Here is a 24631-nt window from a genome sequence, read left to right as displayed (position 1 = left end):
TAGTTAAGGGGGATTAGCTATTGGCAGGGAATGATATTTCTTATCATAATAAAGATATTCTGATGAAGTTTTTAAGTGAATGTTATAGGGATAAAGGGCTTGAAGCATATGGGTTAAAAGGTTATCCAAGAATAAAAGAATTGTTGCTAAATGAATTTTCGAGAGTTCGTACAGATCAAAGGCGCTTAGATACTTTATTTGAAATGGAAGATGGTTCAATTTTAATGTTAGAGTATGAAAGTAATACCCGTTTCCTCGAAAACCATTTGAAGTATATGGATTATGCGAATCAAATTATGTATCGTTACTATAATAAGAGGAAAGAGTTACCGGATATTCGAATCGTAGTTATTTATACAAGTGAGGTAATGAATCCTATAGAAGAAATAGATGTATGTAGTATACGTTTAAATTCTAAAGCGGTTTTACTAAATGAATACAATGGTGATGCCATTCTTCAAAAGATTATTAGAAAAATGGAAGAAGGAAAATCTTTGACGGATGAAGAAACCATGAAATTAATACTTGTACCACTTATGCATAGTAGAGAGAAAAGACAAATTTTAATTGAAAAAACGATAGAAGTAGCAAAGTGTATCTCCGATGAGCAAGAACAAATTCAAGTTATTGCTGGGATTCTTGTAGCTACAGATAAATTTATTGATGAAGACTACGCGAAAAAGGTAAAGGAGTGGTTACGGATGACAAAAGTAGGTCGTTTATATGAGCAAGAGAAGCAAGAAGAAATTGATAAAGCACTTTCGGCAGCTGGAATGCTCTTTAAAGGAATGAGTGTAGAAGAAATAGCTAAAAAATTAGATGTAACAATTGAAAAGGTAAAAGAGTGGGAGAAGCGTTTATCTCATTAATCGCCGGGGGAATGGCAGCGTTTGTATAAATTTATATAAAAATAGCCGACTGTTTACTATATAATAGTCGGCTATTTTTATATGGAGAAGTTATTAGGTTTAATACGTAAATTTTTGATTTGCTCTTGAATATGTTCCTCATTTCCCCATAAAGAAAGATCTTCTCTCTGCAGTAATCCATTGCTGCAAGTCATCTTGGCTACGTCGGACAAGTCGATTTACTAAAACATCATGCCATACATAATCCTCTAATAGGTATATATGAACGGGGTCATCTGTATAAAAAGCAATATTACGCTCTTCAAGTGATGGTCCATAAATCATCTCTTTAGAATCTATCGATACAATAAACCAATGTTCTGTAGACAAGGTTTCTGTATAAGGTGTTATGCGATGGGCTTCTAGATTTTTAATGGGATTTTCAACATGTAGGGTAATACCTTGTATTGTAACTTTATCAGCTACTTCAGATAGATCTTCTTTTAACGCTTCATACATCTCATCCCACATTGAAATGACAATACGTCGTTCTGCTTTTTTTATTAATGCCTGACAATAGCTAATGATTGTTTGATTGTCTTTTAAAGTAATCACTCGATTATCTGTTTTTTCTTCGGAAGTTTCTAGTTTCTTTAATGAATCACTAATTCCTTCATAAGTAGACTGCCATTCTGTTTGCGCCTTCTGTAAAAAGATTTCAACAGGTAGAGGTGAATAGCGAGTGGTGTCATTTATTTCTTCCTTCATGACAATGCCTTTTTCTACAAGGTTACCTAAAATCTCATAAATTCGCGCTCTTGGGACACCCGAATCCTTACTCACTTGGTAGGCTGTGACAGGCCCTTGTTTAACAAGAGATACATAAGATTTAGCTTCATATTCATTGAAACCAATTTTTTTAAGCTGTTGCACTATGTAGTCCACTTTTTTCGTCCTCCGATGTTTGCTTTTATCCCGCTTTAACGGGCAGTAAGACTCCCACCTCAAAATTCAGCGGAAGCAAAGAAGTTAGGTGGGGGTCGGGCTGCCCGTAAAAGCCCGATTGGTTCAACTAATAATCAGTGGCCCCACTGATTAAAGTTTCACTTTATATTTCAACGTTACAATAACTGTTTACATTTAGCAAATTATTAGTTACTATTCGAATAGTGACTAAAGGGGAGGTTAATAGTATGGATTTTTATTTAGACCCATCTGTATTAATGATTTTGATTGTTTTTGGATTTGTAGCTGCATTTATTGATTCAGTTGTAGGTGGTGGTGGACTCATTGCTTTACCAGCTTTATTATTTACAGGACTGAATCCAGCAAGTGCAGTAGCCACAAATAAGCTAGCATCGACAATGGGAAGTGCAACTAGTAATATTGTGTTTTATCGTTCTGGTAATCTTGATTTGAAATCGGCTTTTAAATTATTTCCAATCACTTTTATAGGCTCTATAGTAGGTGCATGGACCGTTCATTTAATGAACCCAGAAGTACTGAAGCCATTGATGTTGATCATGCTCGGGGCAGTCGCTATTTATACGATATTTAAAAAGGATTGGGGTAGTATTTCTACTCATAAGAAATTATCTAGTCGACACGTCATTATTTTTACTTTCTTTGTTTTTGCTATTGGTTTTTATGATGGATTTCTAGGTCCTGGAACAGGCTCGTTTTTAATGTTTTCTCTTTTATTTATTGGATATGATTTTTTAAAAGCAGCAGGTAATGCGAAGTTTCTTAATTTAGGAAGTAATGTTGGTGCATTGTTGATATTTATGTATGTAGGGCAAGTAAACTATGCGTATGGTTTTATAATGGGGATTGCTCAAATTGCTGGAGGGATCGTTGGCTCCAAATTTGCTATAAAAAAAGGAAGCGGGTATGTTCGTGCTCTTTTCATTACAGTAACTTGTTTATTGTTAGCGAAAAATCTGTATGACTATGTGCAGTAAGTAATGTAGAAAAGGTTAACTATGCAGGCTACATAAATATAATAATTCTCTGTAACATTTTTTAGATGCTACCTTATTCAAAGATAGCATCTAAAAAAATTAAGGTAAGAGGGTGAAAATAATACAAACGAATATTTTCGGGGTATGTTTATGTACTTTAGCGAAATAACTATTCCATATTTTTCTTATAATTAGGCCGCAATACACTTTTAAAATCCACCTCAGCAATCAAAACACTTACTAATATAAGCGTCGCGCCTAAGTATCCTTTCCCAGTAAGTGTTTCACCTGTGAAAACGAAAGCGAAGCCTGCGGAAAAGACAGGTTCTAATGAGAAGATAAGTCCGGTATGTGTAGGCGTCGTGTATTGCTGGGCGATAACTTGCACGATGAATGCCACTGCGGTGCAAAATATGCTTAAGGCTAAGATGATTAGCCATGAGTTGGTTGTGCTAGGCAGTTTTGGCGTTTCTATAATAAATGAAAAAATAAGACTAAATAGGCCGACGAAACCTAGTTGCACTACTCCAAGTGCAATGGAATTCACATGTTTCGTTACGCTTCCAGTAATGATGACGTGGATCGCATAAAACAGGGCAGACAGTATGCAAAATATATCGCCGTTACCGATTTTGAATTCGCTAGTTAATGTTAATAAGCCGATTCCTATTATCGTTAACACAATTCCTACTATAACTTTCTTTTCTGGAATGTGTTTTAAAAATATAGCTGATAATATCGGAATGAAAATGACTGTGAGACATAGTAGGAAACCGGCATTAGAAACACTCGTATACTTTGTACCGAAAGTCGCGAAAATGTAAACGATAAATAAGACAGAAGCAAGTATAAATGCATATTTTACAGTTTTAAAATCGATCTTAAATAAATGTTTGTAAAATATTAAACCTGATAAAAGAAAAGCGATAATAAATCGTAATGCGATTAAATTATATTCTTCTATGCCATCAAGTCCAAGCTTTGTAAGTAGGATGGATGCACCCCAAAAGAATGTAACTAGTAGTAGTCCTAAATCCGCTTTTAATTGTAGTTTCATTTTTATTCCCTCGTTATGTATAAAATTTATAATCCCATACCCCTATCCTCATTTTTTATTTTAATATTAATTCTGAATATTTGTAACTTAAATTTATCGACGTTTTATTCCATCAAAAAAGGCTGTTTATAAAACAGCCTTTTTTGATGGTGAAGTTATTCCTCTCCAAACTGAAAAATATCCCGATTAATGAGTTGGTGGAGATACCTATCCATTTCAGCAGCAGAAACTTTTCTTTCACTTTTAAACCACCATGCGCTTAATGAGGTGATTGCCCCTGAATAAAATTCAATGATTAAATCATTGGGCATCGTATGATTTTTGTGCAGTTGATTTAACGCTTCTATTTCTTGTTTTCTCGTTTCGTGACTTAAATGCTGTGTTCGGTTAATAAATTGTTCATCAGACATTTGCGTTTCTAATATTTTACCGATTTCTTCATGGTGTAGAAATTGTTCCATTACTTGAAATGGTTTACTTAATCGATCTGAAACCGGTATTTCAGCAATCATCTTGCCGTATCGTTTAAATCCAAATGCTAATAAAGCATCTTTATCTTGGAAGTGTTTATAAAAGGTTGTTCGGTGTACCATTGCGCGGTCACATATTTGGTTAATCGTGATCGTACTATATTTCTGTTTTGATTGCGTCATTAATTCAAATAAGGAATCCCACAGTAATTTATGTGTACGTCTAATACGTAAATCAAGTTGTTTTTCATTATCATTCATCTACAATTCTCCTTTTTTGTAGATTAAATATACAGTGGCTGAAAATTGATTCTCCCTTTTTAATCTACATATGTATATTATATTACATGTGTTCTGGTGTATTTAAAGTTTTTTAAGTAAGAAACAGGAGGAGAATCTGTAAATGAATATGACAACTAAGAGCCCTGCAAGTGGCAAAGTTGATACTTCTAATTTGAAACATACCCCCATTTTAATTGCATTACTTTTAGGTGCAATGGTTGCATTATTAAATGAAACATTACTTGGAAATGCGTTAACGGTATTAATGAAAGAATTTGACGTAACGGCTTCAACGATTCAATGGCTTTCTACAGCATACATGTTAGTAGTTGGGGTTTTAGTTCCAATTACAGCATTACTTCAGCAATGGCTCACAACGAGACAAATGTTTTTGATCGCTATGGTAACGTTTTTAGTCGGTACATTAATTGCGGGATTCGCACCGACATTTTCCGTTTTATTAATTGGCCGTATCGTCCAAGCTGTAGCGACGGGGTTAATTACACCGTTATTAATGAATACGATTTTAATCATTTGTCCACCTGAAAAACGTGGTGCGACAATGGGATTAATCGCACTCGTGATGATGGCAGCTCCGGCAATTGGCCCTACATTATCTGGAGTAATTGTGGATTCATTAAATTGGCGCTGGTTATTCTATATTGTTATTCCTATCGTGATCATTTCCATTATGATTGGGATGAAGTACATTCAAAATGTTTCAGAGTTAACAAGGCCAAAAGTAGATTACCCATCTATCCTTTTATCGACATTAGGATTTGGCGGGCTTGTGTATAGCTTTAGTGCATCGGGTGATTTAGGATGGTCCGATGCAAAAGTGTATGGCACTTTAATTGTTGGGCTTATCTCATTATGTATTTTTGCCGTTCGACAATTGAAAATTGAGAATCCAATTTTAGAATTACGAGCATTTAAAGTTCCGATGTTTACATTATCAGTTGGATTAATTGTCATTGTGATGATGTCGCTATTTTCAACGATGACTTTATTACCGATGTTCCTGCAAACCGTTTTACTCGTTACAGCTTTTAAATCAGGAATTATCATGCTTCCGGGAAGTGTTATTAGCGCCATAATGGGACCAATCGCAGGTAAACTATTTGATAAATTTAGTCCGAAAGTTATTATCGTTCCCGGCATTGTCTTAGTAGGAATTGCAATGTTCTTATTTAAAGGCATTACTCCTGATACATCAATGTTACAAATTATTGTCATGCATAGCGTATTAATGGTTGGACTCATGTTTGTCATGACAGCACAAACATACGGTTTAAATCAATTAACACCAGATTTATATCCGCACGGAACAGCACTATTTAGTACGTTGCAACAAGTAGCTGGTGCAATTGGTACAGCTATCTTTATTTCGAAAATGTCTTCAGGAACAACTAGCTATATGGAGAGCTCCGCAAATCCACTGGATCCAGTAGAGAAGTTAAACGGTTTAACGTCAGGGTTCCAAGGTGCATTTGCACTTGGGTTAATCTTTATTATTGTTGCATTTATCGTATCGTTATTCTTAAAAGAAGAGAAAGAAGGAGTAAAGGCAGCGAGGGTTTTACAGAACGAACATTAAGGTTTATATAAAAAAGACATCTTTCCCTAGAAAAGATGTCTTTTTTATATTTTTTTCGTAACACTTGTTTTGGGTGTCTTCATACATAAGAATTGGTATGTACAATAATTATCCTTTTTGAGAATAACGATGCAAAGCCGTACTAATAACTAATAGTTCACCAGATGATTTAGTGACATCGTATATAGATCCTATTATGAGAATAGGCATAGTCATGATTATGAAGTTATTATATTTTTATTAAACGATTTACACGTTTTTTATAGTAACAATTAGAGACTCTTCAATAAAAAGGAATTTAATATGGTATTCTTTAGTTAAGATATTTAAATGAAGACAGGGGAAATGAAGATGGACAAGAAGCTAACGTATTGGCTAGCATCTATTATAGGGGGAGTAGTACTTGCAACTGGTATGACTTATGGAATGTTACAGTTTGCTGAAGTCCCGCTTGAGAGTGAGGACCATGTTTTTGCAGAGGTTAATAAAGAAGACACACTATCGAATGAAGCAGAAGTGAAAGGCTCAAATGCACAACTTCACATTACAGTAACTTCTACTGAAGAAGAAGTGATTTCAGCTATGCATAGCATGACTCATCAAAAAGTAAAAGCGTGTGAAGGAAAGGGAGCAACCCCTATGTCCAAAAAGAATGCAGAGAAAGTAAGAAACATTCTAAACGGAAACAATTTCAAGAATAAAGAAGAGCTATTAGAAATTACTGAAAGATGGGCAAATAGAGATTTTAGTAAAATTTTAGAAGAACATAACTATTTTATTAAACTTCAAGGTGGCAAGATAGGTGAAGCTACAGTAATGGATAAGATAGACGAGCAAGTATTCTGTCTCAATACTTTCGGTGATGATGTAACGGCCACATTAGTTAAATCAGGAGATCTTCAGCCACGTTAAAGTGTCTTTCTCAATTATAAGAAAAGCCTCAAGTATTCATATACTTGAGGCTTTTCCAATGGAAAGATAGGAATGATCCGAATTCCTTACATTAAGAACAAAGTGGAATTACTCCTAAACCAATTAATAAAGCTGCAGCAACTGCTGGAATTGGTACAGGAATTTGAATACCTTCTACAAACAAGAAATACTGACCACTTACTATTTTAAAACAAACTAATTGCATGGCTATTCCTCCCTTCTTTTAGAATTAATACATTATATTAATTTATCTATTTATTGTTATAGTCGAATTATTCATTTTTAAAAATATAGTTAATATGTGAATAGTTTTCGAAAGGACCTGCTCAATCAATACGAAAAAACATAAGATGAAACGAATCCATTAAAATACATGAGTGAACCTTAGTTTTCCCCTCTTATCTAAAGGAGGAACTATTATGGGTTACGGTGGTAGTTGTGGCGGTTGTGGCTTTTCTGGAGGCTTTGCTTTATTAGTTGTGTTATTCATTTTATTAATCATCGTTGGAGCTTCTTGCTTCTGCTAAAAACTATTGGAAAAGACACTCATATAGAGTGTCTTTTCTTTCGTGCAAAATGATTCCTGATAATATCCAACTGTATATAGTATACGGTATATTTTTCCTCATTAGACATGTAGAATTGTAATAATTACATTAACACCAGGAGATACAAAAACTTTCTTACTTGAGGATGTTTTCAAAGTATTACTGTCTCAAATGCTACTACAGCTAACGCTTTACTGATTCCATTATTTATCCAACAAATAACATATATTTGTTGTGATAAATCAAATTCATATTACTGTGAGAATAGTGATTATGGTTATTAGTAGTTATTAAAGAGGGCCTTGGCTCTTTTTTTATTTTCTTTCGACATAATATGACAATATACGAATTAATAGTTTGGTATTATTATCTAGAAATCTTACATTTATCTACAAATTATTATTGTATTTTTAATTTTTTAAATGTAAAATATTTCAATGTAAATACATACCATTTAGGGGGATAAAGAAATTTATGAAAAAATTATTAGCTTCAGCAACAGCGGTAACACTATTAACAGTGGGGTACAGTTCTTCTGCATTTGCAGCTAAGAGTCCTAATGATACAAAAAACTGTGGCCATTTTAAAAGTCAACAAGATGCTCAAGCATTCTGGGATCAAAATGGATATGGTGTTGGAAATGATCCGCACCGTTTAGATAATGATAAAGACGGCATTCCATGTGAGGATTATAAATATCCAAAGAGCACAAATACTACAACAGAAAATAAAGAAACTACTAAACCTCAAGAACAACCTAAACAAGAAAATACTAAACAGGAAAACACTAAACAAGAACCTGTTAAACAAGAAAATACTAAGCAAGAGAATTCAAAACAAAACAACCAAACAACAAATAATAAACAAGAACAAACTAAGCCTCAAACAACTGCAAAAGAAACAAAGAAAAATACTAATACAGTTGTGAAAAAAGAAACAAAAAAACAAGGTGAAAAATTACCTAATACAGCATCAAACGGTGTTACAATGATGCTAGCAAGCTTAGGATTAGCATTAGCTGGAGCTGTATTAATGTTCCGTCGTAAAAAGACAAACGCATAAAATAGTTCCTTAAAACGGCAGGAGAAATCCTGTCGTTTTCAAATGGAGTGATAAGAGTGAATAAAAAACAATGGATAGGCTTATGTTTAACTGTTATTGGACTTACTATCTTTTCTTATTATTTTCTAGAATGGTATAGTGCTAGACAATCAGCAGAGTCGTTGACAACTAACGAGGCTAAACAATATGAGATCTCCACACCTTCTAAAGAAAATGAAAAGCAAAACATCAATCAAATAGAGACAGAGATAAAGACTGACACTTCATTACAAGAAGAACCTGTACAAATTCCTGCTTCAAAGGTAAACCATCAGTTAGGAGATAAAGTAGCATATTTAATTATCCCTAAAATACAAAAGAAATACTCTATATATTGGGGAGCCGATGATAAAGTACTAAAAAAGGGTGTAGGTATGTTTGTTAGTGACTTAACTACTACACCATCTGGAAATGGTCATACAGTTTTAAGTGGACATAGAGATACTGTTTTTACCGAGCTTGGTCAATTAAAGGAAAATGACCAACTTATCGTGGAATATGAAAATAAAACATATACATATGAAATTAACAAGCATTGGATAACAGATTCAGAAGATCGAACAGTTATTGTAGAAAAAAGTGAGCCAACATTAACATTAACAACTTGTTATCCTTTTGACTATATAGGAGACGCTCCAGATCGGTACATAATTGAAGCATCTCTACTTTCCATTCATTGATGAGGATGGAAAGTCCAATACACATTAGTAAAATTAAAGTGGTTATCGAGTCGGAGAAAGGCACCTTAGAGTGTCTTTTTTTATGTAATTTAGTTGCCCATATGGAAAGTTTGTTATAGTTTTTTGTTTAGCGTGATTTTTTTCGAAATGCTGGCGGCACCCCATCGCTATCACCCTAACAGAACAGGTTGCTCTCAAAAGTTTTTTATACAGAATAACATCAAAAAATACGTCTTGAACAAGTGTTAAAAAAGAAAGCTGAAGGGCAAGTATACCCTTTTGGAATCTTTTTAAGAGAAAATGATAAAATGAAGATAATATTAGGGAATTGTGAGGATGATTACGTTGCTTACTTTAATAAAATTTGTAGTTAGTTATGCTACAAGTCTATTTGCTTTCATTTTTGGATGGTTCTTAATTTCATATATTTTTAATCCTAGCTTTATTCACCCGGACGTTTTACAGGGATTCATAAAAACTATCGTCACTTATGGTAGTATACCAGCTCTTATAGCTTGTTTACTTGGGGAAGTTTTATATAGGAAAATTAAACGATGTCGAGAGTTTCAATTTGGAATTCCTTTATTTATAGGACTAGCAGTTATCTATACACTTATACCATTTCTTTTTCTTTTTAATTTTTCTTTTTCATATTTCTTTGACTTCGTTGCACCTGTTATTATGGGTTCCTTAGCGTTTTATTTAGTACGTAGAAAAATATAATTTTCGTTTTGATGCATTATAATAGCTATCTCTGAATCACCAGTTTCAAAAAGCCTTTATGCAATGATGATTGCATGAAGGCTTTTGATGTTTTCTTATTTTTTTGTCTCGTTAACCCATGTAATAATGTCCTGGATGACGTATTCGGGAACGTTAGCAGGGATTTCGTATTCACTAGGAAGACTTAATTCTCCGTCACCCTCCGTGAAGAAATGATTCAATTTCGGGTATTTTTTGAACTGAACATTCCCGCGGTTTGCAAGCCCTTCTTGCCATTTTGTATATTCATTTTTTACTGTTACTTGATAATCGCGTGCTCCTTGCAAAATGAGTAAAGGCTCTTTTCGTGATTTTGCCTCTTCAACTGGACGCCACCTAGAAACATCATACATAAAATGAGGTGACCCAAAATTGTAGCCAGCTGGAGGATGGTCAGGATTGAAAGTAGGATCCTGAATAAAAGCAGCCTGTCTTTTTAGTTCATCGATTTCTTGCTTTGACGCCCCAAGGTATTCATACTGATCAATGGCAATGTCAGTCAAAGGGCGTGCAGGTGGTGCGAGTAAGATACTTCCTCGGACAAGTGAGGAAGGCGCTTTGCTCAGTATACGCGGCATTGTGCCGGCTCCTAGGCTATGTCCAAGAATGAAAATATTATTTGGATCAATGCCTTCCTGCTGCGCTGCTGATTTTGCTGCATAGATAGCATCATCTGTAGTGTCACGGTCTAACGTAACGGGTTCTGCACTCATCTTTAATGCATGTTCTAAGGTGCGTTTTTCATAGCGCAACACTGCAATTCCGTTGGATGAAAGGCCCACCGCAATGTCTCGTAAGATTTTTGTTCCCATATATGTGCTATCGCGATCATGGATGCCAGCACCATGAACAAGAACAACTACGGGCAGCTTTTCACCAGGCTTATGTTTCGGAACTGTTAATGTGGCTGGTAACGGATAGGTAGAATTTCCAATGACGATTTCACGTTCTTGATAGGAGTCAGGTTGATCATAGCTAGGATGGGGGATGGTAAAAGATTCCTCGGGTGGCCTTTCTCCAATTTCATCTACTTTCCCGCCAGGTGTGAATTTAAGGAGTAGCGGTATGGTAGTTCCTTCGGTAGCTGCTGGAATTTCTACCGTCTGATGGACCAAGTTTCGTTCTTTTATCACGGGGGTTCCCATGCTTTTTATCCCGCTCCAGCCACTTTTTGTCCACCAGTTTTGTAATGTGATTGCTGTAAACTTAGATTGAAAAGCAGTAGACGTCAACTGGAGTGCCTCTGCATACTTACCTTGCTGGAGATATTCAAAAAATAATGATGTACGCTCCGTTAAAGAGACTAGTTTCTTTTCAGCAGATTGTTTCTCACGTGTATCTGCGTGAATAGTTGTTGTAAGCGGGAAAGATGAAACGCCTAAAGAAAAGAGTAGGGTAAAGGTAAGTACTGATCTTTGTATTTTCTTTTTTTTATTCATGTTTTAACCTCCAATATGTGATGGTAAAAAACAGGTAGGGTAATTAGGGTTCTGGTGCGAAAACTTAAAAATATTTGCAAGCAATCTCCAAAACTTGGACATACTCATATTATTATTCTAAAAAAACGTAGATTTCTTCTCTTGTCACATGCATATTAATCCCAGAAATAATCTTTCTTCCTTCACTTTATATTTTGATTATACGAAACAAAGTTCTCGTTTTTCTTACTTGATACTTACAAATTCCTTAAGTAGGGGATATTTTAAAATCTTAGCTTGATCAATATGTAGAAGTACTCCTATGTTAAGAGATAGCTTAAGGACCAAGGATTATATTGTTTTTATGAAGAGTTGATGTTATGTTTGTTTTGTAACATATGGTGTTTTATGTATGTAGGAGGATTTATTGAAGAAATTATTAATATTTTTTTTATTAGCTACATTTTGTCTACAGATTACAGGATGTTCTAATAATATGGGTACACTAAGGGAGAAGTCTAAAACTTCAGCACCTGTGAAGTCTAAACGCATCAATAAAGGGTGGTACAAACATATGTAATAGTTTGTATCACCCTTTGTTGATGTTAGAAGTCATAAAGAAAAGGTTGTAGATATTTTTCATAAAGAAAAGACACCCTAAGGTGCCTTCCTTCGACTTGAACCATCTTAATTTTAATAATATATTGGACTCCCATCCAAATATTATTTTACCATGTTAAGTTGTTTTATTCATTGAGAAATATAGTTTTAACCTATATTTAAAAGAATTATATCGATTTGAACCAACTAATAATTAGGGGGAAGCTGACATGCTGAGCTAATATTATACTATCCCCAGAACGGAAATTATGAGCAATATGTATATGAGTCACATATCAAAAAAAAAGACACTCTCAAGAGTGCCTCTCCTTAGCAGCCGAATCCGCCGCCCCAACAGCTAGCGCCAACGATGATTAATAAGATGAAGAGCACAACAAGTAAGGCAAATCCGCCGCCGAAACCACAGCCTCCACCACAACTACCTCCATAGCCCATATTAACTCCTCCTTCCATAAAGACCATTTATTAATGGATTTAATTTAATTTATGTTTTTAAGGGTGAATGGAGCAGGTCCTTAAAAAAATAAAAGAACTTTGGAAGTTAAAAAGAGTTGACGACCTTATTTTTGTCACCGGTATTTCGTCTGCTACATATTGTATTTTATTCTGTGTATTGGGGGGAGGAGGATCTTATGGCTAATTCTGAGATGATTTTACGTTTACTTACGGATTTAAAGATTGAACAGCAAGCCTTAAAAGAGCAGTTGGAAAAAATACAAACAGCTGTGAATACTCTTGAAGAAAAATCAGCAATTGTGAAAGAAAAACCAAAGACTATTGAAGAAAAACCAGCTGTTGCTGCTGCAAAGCAAAGAGCTCATTCTGGACACCCAACATCTTTTCGTGCTTGGAGAGCATCTGCTCAAAGAAATTCATAAAAATATAAGAAAAGAAGACATCTAGTAAGATGTCTTCTTTTGCTTGTACAATCCAAATGAGTTAAGAAGGTATATCCATATTGCTTTAAAAATAAGAAGAAAATAACGATTGTCGACTCCTATTTTAGTATAGCGTATAATAATCTATATATTTATGTAATTTTACATAAATATATAGATTATATAATATAAAGCGTATATATTTTAGTTGTCTGTTATTTGTTTTAATTCATTTATTCTTATTATTTTTTAAGAGCCCCAGTAATGGGGCCTTTTTATAATTGTGTTAAAGTGGAAACCCCTCAAGCATAAAGAGGGGTTACATAACTAGGAAAATAGTTATTTGTGTTTAATGAGATGAAGTTCAGGATGTTGTTTTTGAATTTCTTCTAAATGATTTTCGCTTTTGCCTTTTAAATTTTGATCGAAGAAGCTAGTTACAAGTTTATTAATCAGTTTGTAGTTTGTGGCTACATCTTCGTCTGGTTCATTAATAATAGGTGAAAATGCTGCTAAATCTGTAAAACTAGTATGGTTTGTTTTTGGAATTACCACTGTGTACACGCCCGGTTTTTCAATCGTTTTATTTCTTAAATAGGATATTTCCAATAGTTCATTTTGGATTCCGGTTGTCTTTTGATTCTTAGCTTCTTTCATATAATGAATCGTAGCCTCAGCATTCATCAACATGAATGGTTTCTGAGGACCGTCTTTAGGCATTGGATCGCCAAACAATCCGCCATCCATATCAATTGCAGCTTTAATACGCGTATCCTTTACTAACATTTGTGCGGAAGTTGCTCCGCCAAAAGAGTGACCGAACATTCCAATTTTGTCATAGTTAATTAAGTCTGCAATAGTTTTAAAACCTTTATCGAAATTACCTTCTATTACTTCGTTTAAAACAAAAGTAGTATCCTGTTCCCATTTTTGAACTATGGTATTTAAGGCCGTAGGTGTATTTTCAATTGGTATAGAGTCTACACGGTTTCCGTTAGGGAAAATCGTTGTTGCTGCATATCCTGTGAAGTTAAGAGCAATGATTACATAACCTTGACTAGCTAGCTCTTCTAACTGGAATGTATTTTGTTGACCATATAATCCCATCCCATGGCCGAATAAAAGGAGGGGGAATTTTTCTTTATCTTGAAGGGGCTTAGCATCTTGATAAGAGTGTGTTTTTGTTAGCCCTAAATGTGTCGTTACGATATACGGTGCACCGTTTGTTACTGCCAATTGTTCAGCCAGCTCGTTTATGTTCTCAAAATAGGCAGAAGGATTCCCTGATCCCTTTTCGGCAGGATAGTATACTTGTATCATTAACTCACGATTTCCATGATTATTTGGTACAGTTGTTTCTTTTCGATTTGTATCAATTAAATGAAAAGCTTTCGTTCCTACTGTATATTTTCCAGTAGGCTCTGGGAGTGTTATGATTGGAAAAAGTAAAGGTAATGTAAACATTGCGATAGCAGTTACGATAATTCCTAAACCTTTTAAAACTTTCATCACTAACTTTTTAGAAACGGCTGTAGTTTTTGGTTTCAAAAAAACTTGTAATGTTAAAACGAACAATAAGAAATAGGCGGGAATCATGCGCCAGTTTGCACCAATTACAATGATGGTGACAAATAATAATGCATAATTTATTAGTAAAATGACTCCATTTTTTTTCGTCAAACCCCGTTTGATAAAGATGGGAATGATACTAGATAAAAGTAATACAGCAACAAAAATGATTTCTAACATTTTTAGCTCCTTTCCTAATCAATATAGATATAGATTGATAATTTACAACCTTCCCAATTATATAACTATAATTGATGATTGTATGCATGTAAGTAAGTTTAGAATGTTTTTATATGACATTTAAAAAAGTACTCATACGAGTACTTTTTCTTAAATGAATTATTATTTATTTTTAAACCGTTCCCCATAAATGATAAACCATTCCACTTACAAAAAATGCTAATCCTAAAAATAAAACAATTAAAGCAAGCACTCCATTTTTATTATGTTCCATAAAATAAGCTCCTTTTTCATTTACTTACATACAAAAAGCCTTTAGTCGTAATTATGGCTAAAGGCTTTAATCTTCATACTTTGTAGTTTATAAAAAAGTTGCACTTCTGTATTAATCTGGAATATGATTATTTAAAGAGAAGGTGATGAGTACATGCAGGAAATAAAACAATTCCCGCTTATATCTGGAAATCCCTCATTAGATTTAGTAAATACAGAGCTAGTTAGGCGTGGACAACGTTATGATTTATTAATAACAAATGAAGATGTATTAGAATGGCTATATGTAATAAAGGTTAATCTTCCTTTTTGGAATGAAAAAACACTTATAGGAATTCAGAAGCGAATGGATCAAGTTACATCTAGCATATTAGAGGTAAGAGAAGTATTGAGAAAACAGTTTGAGGCAATTGCTGATCAGCAAGAAATTTCTAATGATTTTATTACGTATTTAGAAAAACAAATTGAGAAGGCACCATTTACATATAAAATCATTGAACAGCAGCTAGTATCTATCCCAGTTGGAGAAATCGAGGATGTACTCGCATCGTTAATTGCATTTGATGCTTTAACGTTAATAGCAGAAAATAAGCTGATTTCCCTTAAAAGATGTTCAAATCCTGACTGTGTTTTATTATTTATAGATAAGAGTGGAAAACGAAAATGGTGTTCTATGAAAATATGTGGGAACCGGAAAAAGGTAGCAAAATTTCAGGATCGAAAATTTGAAGAAGTTTAGAGAATCAACTTATAACAGTTGATTCTTTTTTTGTATTTTAAAACTAACCCCTTAAATTAATATTTACAGGTTAGTTATGTCGGGTTATAATTGTTGGTAAATAAAGGAGGAGAACGATGGATAATATAACAGCAACTAAGCAGAAAGATCCTCAACCAATAAGTGTACGATATTTTACAAAAATGAAAGGGAAAGGAAGAAGCCCATTACAAGTAAATGTAAAGGACTCTTTAACGGGACTACTAGGGGGATTTTTAACAATTCTTACCTTAACATATTTAACGAGCATAACCTCTACAGAATTATTAATGGCTCCATTTGGTGCGAGTTGTGTATTAGCGTTTGGAGTTTGGAATGCGCCATTATCTCAGCCGCGTAATATTATTGGAGGACATTTGATTTCAACTTTCATTGGTCTATCAATATATCATTTGTTTGGGTATGAATATTGGACAATTGCTTTAGCGGTGGGGATGGCAATAGCCGTTATGATGTTAACGAGAACGACGCACCCTCCGGCAGGCGCAGATCCGATTATCGTTATTTTAGGGGCAAACAGTTGGAGTTATTTAGTAACACCAGTTTTAATTGGCTCCGTTGTTATTGTAGTTATTGCTTTATTCATTAATAATATGAGTAGTAAAAGAAGTTATCCAACTTTTTGGATGTAGTTTGTGAAGTGAAAAATAATTTAAGTGAGTATTCTATTCTTACTATGTTTTATTTTTTATATAGTAAAAGCCTTAGTCGTAATTGCAGCTAATGGCTTGGGTTCTCATACTTTGTAGTTCATAAAGAAAAGACACTTTAAAGTGTCTTCTACAGATTTGAATTATTTAATTCATGTAATTAATATTCGTTAGCATAAAACTCTTTTATTAATTTTATTTCATTTGTATCTGGATTAAACTTAAATATTTTAATTTGATTCGATTCATCTTTGTATGCAAATGTATTCTAACCCACTTGGGTCATATTGCTGGTGTTTAAAATAGGATCGCTACCGTGATCAGTAATTTCCACAGTTTTCTCCCGGTCCCAGAATGCAATGACAATAATCAAAATGATAAGACATACCCGTATAAAACGTAATTCTCTTGCAACAGGATGTTCCATCTGTTTGTCTCCTTTACTGTTTGATAGAGTGTGTTTATAAAAGAGATAATTCCTAGGAATATAAATAAAAAAGACACCGTAAAGTGTCTTTTTTATTTTAGTTATGCGCATTACTTAATAAGACGCTAGTTCCTCAGTCTGGCTATGAGTAACTATGTAGGGTGATTTCATTATAACATTTTAACCAGTAATGGGTCTATATGGAATTTAATTGTTTTTCTTTTTGATTATTCAGAACGATTAATTGGGTATTTGGATGAAGGAAGCAGTGACTTAACTTGTTTTAGAAGAGTGTTTAGATGAGCTTGATATAGATGAAGATTTAGATGCTATGTTCTTATACATTGGTCTTGCAGCAATATAACTGGAGAAAGGAGAGGGGGCTAATCTTGAGCTTTGGAAAGAAGCTGATATAGAAGATTATGAAGAGAGAGAAAGTTTTACATACATTAAAAGCACAACTGATAAAGTGTAGAGTTATATTTCCCTTTACACGAACATAACGGTATAATATAGTTAAGTTAAGTGAACTTAACTATTAAGTGAAATAAAAGCATGGAGGAATAACGCTATGACTAGAACGTATAAAGAAGTAATTAATGAAATGAACCGAGCTTATAATGAATTCTACATTTTACTATTCCAGGAGTTAAAAGATGAGTTCGGTCTTACAGGACAGCAAGAGAGCATGCTATTTCATATTAATTTAAATGAAAACACGACGGCAAATCACATTGCGACTACTTTTAATGTATCAAAAAGTGCCGTTAGCCAAGTTTTATCGAAATTGGAGAAACAGAAGATGATTTCAAAACAAGTAAACCCTAATAATAAACGGGAGTATTTTCTTACACTTGGTCCAAACGGTAGTAAGTATATAGAGCGGTTGTCTGAGTTAGATGATGTATTAATTGAGAAATATTTTTCTAAAATCGATATAAACGCCCTAGAGCAAATGACAGATACGTTAACGAAAATAAATAAAGTGATATTGGAAGAAAAGCAGAAGGATCTTGATTGTAATGAGTAAGAACGTAGATGAAGCAATTAGTAGAAAGGAGGAGAAGTGCATTATGAGTTTCATACCAAATATGATTACGATAGCAAATTTTGTATGTGGGCTTTTAGCTATTTACGCTGTTTTCGTTCACGATATTTATTTGGGAGCAGTTTTTATTATTACAGGTATGCTGTTTGACTTTTTTGATGGCATGGTCGCTCGGAAACTGGATTCTGTTTCAGAAATTGGTGGAGAGTTGGACTCATTTGCGGATTTAGTTACTTTTGGTGTGGCACCGTCTATTCTTGCATATAGTGTCGCTTTAAAAGATTTGCAGTCTATCGGGATGATATGTGCACTTGCTTACAGTATTTGCGGAATGCTTCGGCTTGCAAGATTTAACACACAGCAAAGCAAACTCCCGACCTTTATCGGCATGCCAATCCCATTCGCGGCAATGTGTCTCCTCATTTTATGTTTTTTAAAGAATCCAGTTTCCGTGGCGTTTGGTACATGCGTACTCGCTTATTTAATGGTGAGCAAAATCAAATTCCCTCATTTTAAAAAAGATATAGCTGAAAGCTTGAAGCCTGGAAGATTGGATTGATGATACGGAATTACAATGAGAAAGATAAAGGAGAATAACATGATTCGTATGGCACTAAGATCATTCAACATACAAATGTATTGTTTGCTAGGTGTAATGTTATTGGGATGGTTAATGACACCTTTTTCAGCCCAGTTTGTAGGGATAAGCATTGGCCTTTTAGTGAGTATGTACTGCGCCTGGATTTTGGGAAGGCGTATTGAAAAGTTCGGAGATAGCATTGTAAAAAAAGAAAAAGCACCGATGCTCGGAATGATAAATCGATTCGCAGCAGCAATACTCGGTGCGATTATTATGTATGAAATTGAACACGATGAATTCATGTGGACATTCGCTGCTGGAATTATGGGTGGGTATTTCTTGGTTATTATTAATTTGGGGTATTATAGTATGAGGGAAGCGGAGGAATAAAGTTTCACTTTATTATAAAGAAAAGACACCCATATAAGAGTGTCTTTTCTGATAGTTTTTTAGCAGAAGCAAGAAGCTCCAACGATGATTAATAAAATAAACAGTACAACTAATAAAGCAAATCCTCCAGCAAAACCGCAGCCTTCGCCGCAACTACCACCAAAACCCATAATAGTTCCTCCTTTTAATAAGAGGGGAAAACAAGGGTACACTCATGTATTTTAACGGATTCAAATTACTTTATGTTTTTTACGCAATAATTGAGCAGGTCCTTTGGAAAATAAAAAAAGACACCCTAAGGTGCCTTCTTCCGACTTGAACCATCTTAATTGTATTGCGTCGTTATCATATAAGAAAAAAAGACATCAATTAAGATGTCTTTTTTTCTTTGTAAAATTGGTGTTAAGAAGGTATAACCTATGAATAATATAACAATCATCGAGTAAGTTTATTATAGCAGCGATAAATAGGATTTTTATATGCAATATTACATATATATAGATTTATTTATGTTTTATTTGTATATTTTAATTGTCTGTTCCTTGTTTTAATTCGTTTAGTTATATTATTTTTTGAGTGCTCCAGCAATGGAGCCTTTTTTAGTATTCTATTTTGATGATGTTCCATAAAATTAGCATCTTTTAAGGCTGTTTTTATATAAAAAGCCTTTAACTTGTATTTATAGCTAAAGGCTCTGAGTGTCATACTTTATAGTTTATAAAATCTTATAAGAAGAATAACCAGTATTTTATATAGAATTTATCCCGCTATTTGCCGGGCTGCCCATAAACACCCGATTGGTGAGAGCTGATTAAAGTTTCACTTTATAATGTTTTTTATCCAATTTGGAACTGAAATGTACTAGCTTGATAATGAAGCTAGGTTATTAGAAGTGAAAAATTTTAGTTTTATTATAATTAATAGAAATGAAAGTAGTGTAAATATAAATCCACTCCAAATAAGTTGGTGAATACCTAAGTTTGAAATGAACCAGCCTCCAATAGTTGTTCCTAGAGTAATTCCGAGATTTGAGAATGAAACGAATAGGCTATTACCAAATTCGGGTGCTTCTCTTGCTTCACTTATTAACCATGTTTGACCAACAATTAATCCACCAGCATGCACGATTCCCCAAATGAATACCATAAAAATCATTGGAACAAGATAAGAACCTAAATAATAAACCAATATGTAAACAATAGAATATAAAATAGGGAACGATATTACTGTATTTACTATGCTTCTTTGCAAGAGACTACCAAATAAATGATTGCCTAAAATCATAACTATACCAAATATGAATAGCATGATACTGATGAGCGATCCATTCATGGAAGTTACTTTTGCAAGGTATTCGGCGAAGTAGCTGTATACGGAAAACATGGCTGCAAAAAGGAATGTGACAGTTAAAATATTTAACCATAATCCTGGTTTGCCGAGTATACGGATTTGTTTGCCGAAAGACATTTTTTCTTTAACGGGCATAGAAGGAAGTGAGATTAGTATTCCAATGAATGCAAGGGCGTTAATAAACGCTCCGAATAAGAAAGCAACTTCTAATGAAAATTGATCTGCAAGGTAAGAGGTTAATGGTACACCTAGTGCAAAGCCAACCGTAATTCCCATGAAAACTTTTGTAACCGCTTGACCACTCTTTTCAGGAGGGACAAGTTTAGCAGCAGTTACAAGAGCGATTGAAAAGAAGAGTGGGTGAAGTGCTGCAGGTAAAATACGAAAAATAAGCATGATTTCAAATTGTGTTGTATAAGCGTAAATTATATTTGAAATAACAAAAACAAAGATTGCTATTAATAAAATTATTTTACGATTAATACTAGAGACGAGCAGAATTAAAAACGGACCAGAAATAGCAACGACTAGTGCGAATATACTTACTAAAAATCCTGCTTGTGCAGTTGAAATGTCAAATTTCTGAGTGATTTGTGGTAATACACCGACAATACCCATCTCGGTAGTAATAATTCCAAACACCCCTATTGCTAGTGTAAGAATAAGTAAAGGACTTACTTTTTTCATTTGTAAAACTCTCCATTCTTCTTATTATTTTGAAAGTGAAATCGATTTATTAACAAAGAAATGAGCATGATTGGATGTCAATAGTATTAGAATTATGTAATGTTAACCACAAAAACAGATATCTAAATAACTAGATATGATGTGTTGAAAAAAATGCTCCTTTCTATGTTTCTTGCTTTTATAGGTAGCGAAGTTTTAAAAAGAATGTATTAGGCGGCTATATAAAAGCAGAATGTGTGAAAGCAAATAATCAATTGGTAGGTTGATTATTTGCTTTCACTTTATAATTCATTTTGAACGTATTCAGAAAACGCTTGTATTGTTTTTTCATTTCGACGATAATATGTCCATTTTCCAATTCGGTCAGAGTCTAGTAGTCCTGCCTTTTTCATAGTTAATAAATAACTAGAAATAACCGATTGGGCTAAGCCAGTTTTAAGCTGAATATCTCCTACACACACTCCAATCTGAAAATTAATCCCTTGTTCTAAATAAGGTTTTTCGTCGAAATGGTTTTCTGGATTTTTTAACCATGATAAAATTTGACATCTTGTGTCATTTGACAATGCTTTATAAATTAATGAAGGTTCCATAAGGATATTATATCTACTTTTATAGATTTGTAAATGGGTTTGTGTGATTTTAAGGGAAGAAGGTATAGTTTATACCCTCGAATAGGAATAAGGTGCTCTTGATCTGTACCCTTTGTAAAGGACATTTTAAAAAAAGTTAGGCAACCTAAAAAGATGATTTCTGTATGCAAACAGAAGTCATCTTTTTTTAATTCTATTGATAGCAAGAGTGATTATAGTACGTCATATATTTCTTAATTTCATGTTTTAACTGAACAAACGAGTCACATGATTTTATATATGCTTTATCGGTTAAAGTACTACGAGGATTACGTGCAAAAATGATAGTATTGTTAGGTTTAAGCATGTTGTTGCCTAGCTATCAATGGCGGATTCTTAAGAAGAGTAATAATAAAACCAAACTGAAGATTTAAGAAAAATTTTATGTTTACCCCACTCTTTATTTTAAAAGTTTTTCCTATCCTATAAATGAGTTGCATCATGAAGGAGACTAAAAAAGACAAAGTCATAGATGAAAATGTAAAGTTAGGGGATTCTACATGGATACAGGAGTTTTGATTAGTTATTTGTATACTTATTTCTTTACTATTATGTTTTGTATTGTGTTTCAAATTGGAGTTTATTTTAAAGCGAAAAGAATTATATCTATTCGGCATTTTTTATGGGTGTATGTTTTTCTATTCTACCTTTCGTTAGTGTATAGGGTGACGCAGATCGCGACTGTATGGGATATAAGTAGATATGAAACGTGGATTCGTGTAAGTCAAATCAATTTGACTCTATTTGATACGGCAGGTAGTACTACGTATCTTTTGAATATTGTACTGTTTATGCCGTTAGGTTTTTTATTACCGATGATTTGGCCGCAGTTTAAAAAAATAAAAAACACCGTATGTGCAGGATTCTTTTTTTCACTGGCAATTGAGTTAAATCAATTACTAAATAATAGAATTACAGATATTGATGATTTATTTACGAATACCCTCGGGGCAGTTATTGGGTATTTATTATATAGAGCTTTTAAAATGATATTAAGAAGAGAGGGGAAAAAGCTTGATACCAACTCTTCTCTAGTTATAAAATACGAGGCTGTTTTTTGTTTAGTGTGTTCATTTGTAGGGGCGATGTTAATTTATCATCCAGCTTTATTTGGAAGACCTGTCATCATTCAGTGAGGTGATTACGAATTTCTTTTGAACGCTCGTGCGATATTTCAATTTGTAAAAAGCCTTTAACTTGTTATAGTTAAAGGCTTTTATCATCATGATTTTTATTTACCAATTACCCACTCTAACATCCGCTTTCAACCACTTCACCCAATCCAAATCCTCTACCTTAAGCAAACTGAGCGAAACACCCTTCATATCTAAAGAAGTTAACAGCGTACCAACCTTTACGAATGTAACTTGTAAGCTTTCCAATTCACATAAACGGCGAATGTCATTTGCAAAAATGTATTGTTCCATTAATGGAGTTGCGCCGAGTCCATTAATGAGGATAGCGAAGTTATCTCCTTTTCTCCAGCGATAAATGCTTTTTAGTTTGTTCATCAGTTCAATCGCTAATATTTCAGAAGAGGATAGTGCTTCTTTACGGTAACCTTTTTCTCCGTGAATGCCGACGCCATAAAACACTTCATCATCGTTTAATGTGAATGAAGCTTTTCCTTTTACTGGATCGTTGGCAGGGGAAAGGGCAACTCCTAATGTGTGTAAGTTTTTGATGACAGCTTGCCCGATTGTTGTTAGTTCTTCTAAAGAATGTCCACTCTCAGCGGCCGCACCTAATATTTTTTGGACGAAAACAGTGCCAGCTACGCCGCGTCTTCTTTTATTAAAGGAAGCATCATCTTCAATTGAAATATCGTCATTTACGATGATATGGTCAACTTTTCTCCCTTCTTCTTGAGCAATTTGCTTTGCTGCTAGAAAGTTTTCTACGTCATCTTTAAAGTTTTTGATGATGAATAGTATACTTTTATCTTTTGGTATGAGGCGAGTTGCCGCCGCAATTTGTTCCACTGTAGGCGGAGTGAAAATACTGCCGTTTACTGCCGCTGTAAGCATACCTTTTCCTACATAACCAATATCAGCAGGTTCATGTCCGCTACCACCGCCGCTTACAATAGCGACGTCTTGCTTCATTTTTTCGATATCTTTTACATAAATGATGTTATTTGTTTCATCGTAATTTACTTTGTCGTTATGTTCAAAATAAAAGCCATGCAGCATATCTTGAACGATATTTTGTACATCATTCATAATCTTTTTCATTGCTTTTGCCACCCTTTAATTACTTTGCTGATTGCTCAAGTAATAGTAGTAATTGATTGTTTATCATATTTTTCATAAGAGAAGACATAACGGATGGATCTACTTCGCACTTGCTTTCAATCCAATCTTTTATCGTTCCAACGAAGCCGTGACTATAAAAGGAGGCAATCGTATTTTTGGTCTCATCAGAAAGGCTGAATCCACAGCTCACAGATAATTCATCAATAATCTTCATATATAAGTTTTTCGTATGCTCAAATAAATAGTGATTAAACGAGTTTTGCTCAATAACTTTAAAAGCATTTCGGTAAAATTTTTGATTTTCATAAAAGTAATCAAATAATAAATCGAAAATGTTTTCCCATTTTTCATAATCGAGAAAGTCTATAATATTTTCTTTCGTTTCTTCTCTATAAATCCAGCTTAATAGTTCAAATTTATCTTTAAAATGATAATAAAAAGTTTGCCTACGCATTTGACAGTGTAACATAATATCGCTCACTGATATTTTATGAAACGACTCTGTTTCCATTAAATACTTCAATGAGTTCGCGATTATCTTTTTAGAAATTATAGAAGAGGTCATCTAAATCATCCCTAGAATGTAATTAATATAAAAATCCTACCCATAAATGAGAGCGGTGTCTTTAGACAGATTGTCCATTTTGTCCGTTTAC

At 33.9% G+C, this 24631-nt stretch carries 27 protein-coding genes and 4 pseudogenes; 17 read left to right on the top strand and 14 right to left on the bottom strand.

Features of this window, described 5'->3' with window-relative positions:
* Nucleotides 1-20 precede the first annotated feature (20 nt).
* Nucleotides 21-869 (top strand): Rpn family recombination-promoting nuclease/putative transposase, encoded by an 849-nt coding sequence (locus tag H6481_RS06080; RefSeq protein ID WP_182811195.1) that lies wholly within the window; start codon nt 21-23, stop codon nt 867-869.
* Nucleotides 870-1007: 138 nt separating this feature from the next.
* Here H6481_RS06080 and H6481_RS06075 read toward each other — a convergent pair whose 3' ends face one another.
* Nucleotides 1008-1793 (bottom strand): TrmB family transcriptional regulator, encoded by a 786-nt coding sequence (locus H6481_RS06075; RefSeq protein ID WP_000384620.1) that lies wholly within the window; start codon nt 1791-1793, stop codon nt 1008-1010.
* A gap of 248 nt (nt 1794-2041) precedes the next feature.
* On the opposite strand from H6481_RS06075, the gene H6481_RS06070 reads away from it, so the two are divergent.
* On the top strand, nt 2042-2809 hold the full coding sequence (locus H6481_RS06070; RefSeq protein ID WP_023521297.1) for a TSUP family transporter: 768 nt from the start codon (nt 2042-2044) through the stop codon (nt 2807-2809).
* A gap of 169 nt (nt 2810-2978) precedes the next feature.
* Here the strand turns inward: H6481_RS06070 and H6481_RS06065 are convergent, their stop codons facing one another.
* Both H6481_RS06065 and H6481_RS06060 read right to left on the bottom strand, forming a co-directional pair.
* On the bottom strand, nt 2979-3866 hold the full coding sequence (locus tag H6481_RS06065; protein WP_097961398.1) for a DMT family transporter: 888 nt from the start codon (nt 3864-3866) through the stop codon (nt 2979-2981).
* Nucleotides 3867-4021: 155 nt separating this feature from the next.
* Nucleotides 4022-4597, bottom strand: a complete 576-nt coding sequence (locus H6481_RS06060) for a TetR/AcrR family transcriptional regulator (protein WP_182811192.1) — start codon at nt 4595-4597, stop codon at nt 4022-4024.
* Between the two features lie 142 nt (nt 4598-4739).
* On the opposite strand from H6481_RS06060, the gene H6481_RS06055 reads away from it, so the two are divergent.
* Entirely contained in the window at nt 4740-6215 is a 1476-nt protein-coding gene (locus H6481_RS06055; RefSeq protein ID WP_029441759.1) for an MDR family MFS transporter, read from the top strand.
* 351 nt (nt 6216-6566) lie between these two features.
* Nucleotides 6567-7127 carry a PRK06770 family protein gene (locus H6481_RS06050; protein ID WP_182811189.1) on the top strand — a complete coding sequence of 187 codons (561 nt, stop codon included), beginning with the start codon at nt 6567-6569 and terminating at the stop codon, nt 7125-7127.
* Nucleotides 7128-7218: 91 nt separating this feature from the next.
* On the opposite strand, the gene H6481_RS28765 is transcribed toward H6481_RS06050, so the two are convergent.
* Nucleotides 7219-7353, bottom strand: coding sequence for a hypothetical protein (locus tag H6481_RS28765; RefSeq protein WP_001177693.1), 135 nt, complete (start codon nt 7351-7353; stop codon nt 7219-7221).
* Between the two features lie 214 nt (nt 7354-7567).
* Between H6481_RS28765 and H6481_RS06045 the strand changes: the two genes are divergently transcribed.
* The 5 genes and pseudogenes from H6481_RS06045 to H6481_RS06030 all read left to right on the top strand — a co-directional run bounded on the left by H6481_RS06045 (nt 7568) and on the right by H6481_RS06030 (nt 10200).
* Nucleotides 7568-7675, top strand: a complete 108-nt coding sequence (locus tag H6481_RS06045; RefSeq protein ID WP_000540375.1) for a YjcZ family sporulation protein — start codon at nt 7568-7570, stop codon at nt 7673-7675.
* Nucleotides 7676-8170: 495 nt separating this feature from the next.
* Entirely contained in the window at nt 8171-8758 is a 588-nt protein-coding gene (locus H6481_RS06040; RefSeq protein WP_000734535.1) for an excalibur calcium-binding domain-containing protein, read from the top strand.
* Between the two features lie 56 nt (nt 8759-8814).
* Nucleotides 8815-9477, top strand: a complete 663-nt coding sequence (locus H6481_RS06035) for a class D sortase (RefSeq protein ID WP_065228392.1) — start codon at nt 8815-8817, stop codon at nt 9475-9477.
* A 188-nt stretch (nt 9478-9665) separates the two neighbouring features.
* Nucleotides 9666-9788, top strand: a pseudogene (locus tag H6481_RS28705) (N-acetyltransferase); the annotation flags it as partial.
* A gap of 25 nt (nt 9789-9813) precedes the next feature.
* Entirely contained in the window at nt 9814-10200 is a 387-nt protein-coding gene (locus H6481_RS06030) for a hypothetical protein (protein ID WP_182811186.1), read from the top strand.
* Nucleotides 10201-10295: 95 nt separating this feature from the next.
* Here H6481_RS06030 and H6481_RS06025 read toward each other — a convergent pair whose 3' ends face one another.
* Nucleotides 10296-11678, bottom strand: coding sequence for an alpha/beta fold hydrolase (locus H6481_RS06025; RefSeq protein ID WP_182811184.1), 1383 nt, complete (start codon nt 11676-11678; stop codon nt 10296-10298).
* Nucleotides 11679-12587: 909 nt separating this feature from the next.
* Nucleotides 12588-12713 (bottom strand): YjcZ family sporulation protein, encoded by a 126-nt coding sequence (locus H6481_RS06020; RefSeq protein WP_000540377.1) that lies wholly within the window; start codon nt 12711-12713, stop codon nt 12588-12590.
* Between the two features lie 197 nt (nt 12714-12910).
* On the opposite strand from H6481_RS06020, the gene H6481_RS06015 reads away from it, so the two are divergent.
* Nucleotides 12911-13156, top strand: coding sequence for a hypothetical protein (locus H6481_RS06015; protein WP_000013671.1), 246 nt, complete (start codon nt 12911-12913; stop codon nt 13154-13156).
* A 339-nt stretch (nt 13157-13495) separates the two neighbouring features.
* On the opposite strand, the gene H6481_RS06010 is transcribed toward H6481_RS06015, so the two are convergent.
* Nucleotides 13496-14905, bottom strand: a complete 1410-nt coding sequence (locus tag H6481_RS06010) for an alpha/beta fold hydrolase (protein ID WP_182811182.1) — start codon at nt 14903-14905, stop codon at nt 13496-13498.
* Nucleotides 14906-15332: 427 nt separating this feature from the next.
* On the opposite strand from H6481_RS06010, the gene H6481_RS06005 reads away from it, so the two are divergent.
* Nucleotides 15333-15917, top strand: coding sequence for a CGNR zinc finger domain-containing protein (locus H6481_RS06005; protein ID WP_182811180.1), 585 nt, complete (start codon nt 15333-15335; stop codon nt 15915-15917).
* Between the two features lie 116 nt (nt 15918-16033).
* Entirely contained in the window at nt 16034-16588 is a 555-nt protein-coding gene (locus H6481_RS06000) for an HPP family protein (protein ID WP_182811178.1), read from the top strand.
* 178 nt (nt 16589-16766) lie between these two features.
* Here the strand turns inward: H6481_RS06000 and H6481_RS05995 are convergent.
* Nucleotides 16767-17033 (bottom strand): annotated as a pseudogene (locus H6481_RS05995) (YmzC family protein).
* Between the two features lie 198 nt (nt 17034-17231).
* On the opposite strand from H6481_RS05995, the pseudogene H6481_RS29095 reads away from it, so the two are divergent.
* The 4 genes and pseudogenes from H6481_RS29095 to H6481_RS05980 all read left to right on the top strand — a co-directional run bounded on the left by H6481_RS29095 (nt 17232) and on the right by H6481_RS05980 (nt 19051).
* A pseudogene (locus tag H6481_RS29095) lies at nt 17232-17536 on the top strand (MarR family transcriptional regulator).
* A gap of 68 nt (nt 17537-17604) precedes the next feature.
* Nucleotides 17605-18063, top strand: a complete 459-nt coding sequence (locus tag H6481_RS05990; protein WP_000198941.1) for a MarR family winged helix-turn-helix transcriptional regulator — start codon at nt 17605-17607, stop codon at nt 18061-18063.
* Nucleotides 18056-18640, top strand: coding sequence for a CDP-diacylglycerol--serine O-phosphatidyltransferase (gene pssA, locus H6481_RS05985; RefSeq protein ID WP_182811176.1), 585 nt, complete (start codon nt 18056-18058; stop codon nt 18638-18640). Before H6481_RS05990 ends, pssA begins: the two co-directional genes overlap by 8 nt.
* Nucleotides 18641-18679: 39 nt before the next feature.
* On the top strand, nt 18680-19051 hold the full coding sequence (locus H6481_RS05980; RefSeq protein ID WP_023521313.1) for an ATP synthase subunit I: 372 nt from the start codon (nt 18680-18682) through the stop codon (nt 19049-19051).
* A gap of 59 nt (nt 19052-19110) precedes the next feature.
* Here the strand turns inward: H6481_RS05980 and H6481_RS05975 are convergent, their stop codons facing one another.
* The 4 genes and pseudogenes from H6481_RS05975 to H6481_RS28760 all read right to left on the bottom strand — a co-directional run.
* Nucleotides 19111-19221, bottom strand: a complete 111-nt coding sequence (locus tag H6481_RS05975) for a YjcZ family sporulation protein (protein WP_000505669.1) — start codon at nt 19219-19221, stop codon at nt 19111-19113.
* Between the two features lie 691 nt (nt 19222-19912).
* On the bottom strand, nt 19913-21088 hold the full coding sequence (locus tag H6481_RS05970; protein WP_000757907.1) for an MFS transporter: 1176 nt from the start codon (nt 21086-21088) through the stop codon (nt 19913-19915).
* A gap of 281 nt (nt 21089-21369) precedes the next feature.
* Complete coding sequence (locus tag H6481_RS05965) at nt 21370-21681, bottom strand: helix-turn-helix transcriptional regulator (RefSeq protein ID WP_000433731.1); 312 nt, start codon at nt 21679-21681, stop codon at nt 21370-21372.
* A 193-nt stretch (nt 21682-21874) separates the two neighbouring features.
* A pseudogene (locus tag H6481_RS28760) lies at nt 21875-21976 on the bottom strand (TetR family transcriptional regulator); the annotation flags it as partial.
* A gap of 244 nt (nt 21977-22220) precedes the next feature.
* On the opposite strand from H6481_RS28760, the gene H6481_RS05960 reads away from it, so the two are divergent.
* Entirely contained in the window at nt 22221-22856 is a 636-nt protein-coding gene (locus tag H6481_RS05960; RefSeq protein WP_182811174.1) for a VanZ family protein, read from the top strand.
* A gap of 99 nt (nt 22857-22955) precedes the next feature.
* Here the strand turns inward: H6481_RS05960 and dhaQ are convergent, their stop codons facing one another.
* Both dhaQ and dhaS read right to left on the bottom strand, forming a co-directional pair.
* A complete protein-coding gene (gene dhaQ, locus H6481_RS05955; protein ID WP_098377475.1) occupies nt 22956-23954 on the bottom strand; it encodes a DhaKLM operon coactivator DhaQ in 999 nt (332 codons plus the stop codon).
* A gap of 19 nt (nt 23955-23973) precedes the next feature.
* Nucleotides 23974-24540, bottom strand: a complete 567-nt coding sequence (gene dhaS, locus H6481_RS05950; protein WP_000204213.1) for a dihydroxyacetone kinase transcriptional activator DhaS — start codon at nt 24538-24540, stop codon at nt 23974-23976.
* Nucleotides 24541-24631 lie beyond the last annotated feature (91 nt).

The sequence above is a fragment of the Bacillus sp. ME78 genome, from assembly GCF_903970865.1.
Taxonomy (GTDB): domain Bacteria; phylum Bacillota; class Bacilli; order Bacillales; family Bacillaceae_G; genus Bacillus_A; species Bacillus_A cereus.
Note: the sequence above shows the minus strand (reverse complement) of the source record. Positions and strands in the feature narration are given on the sequence as shown.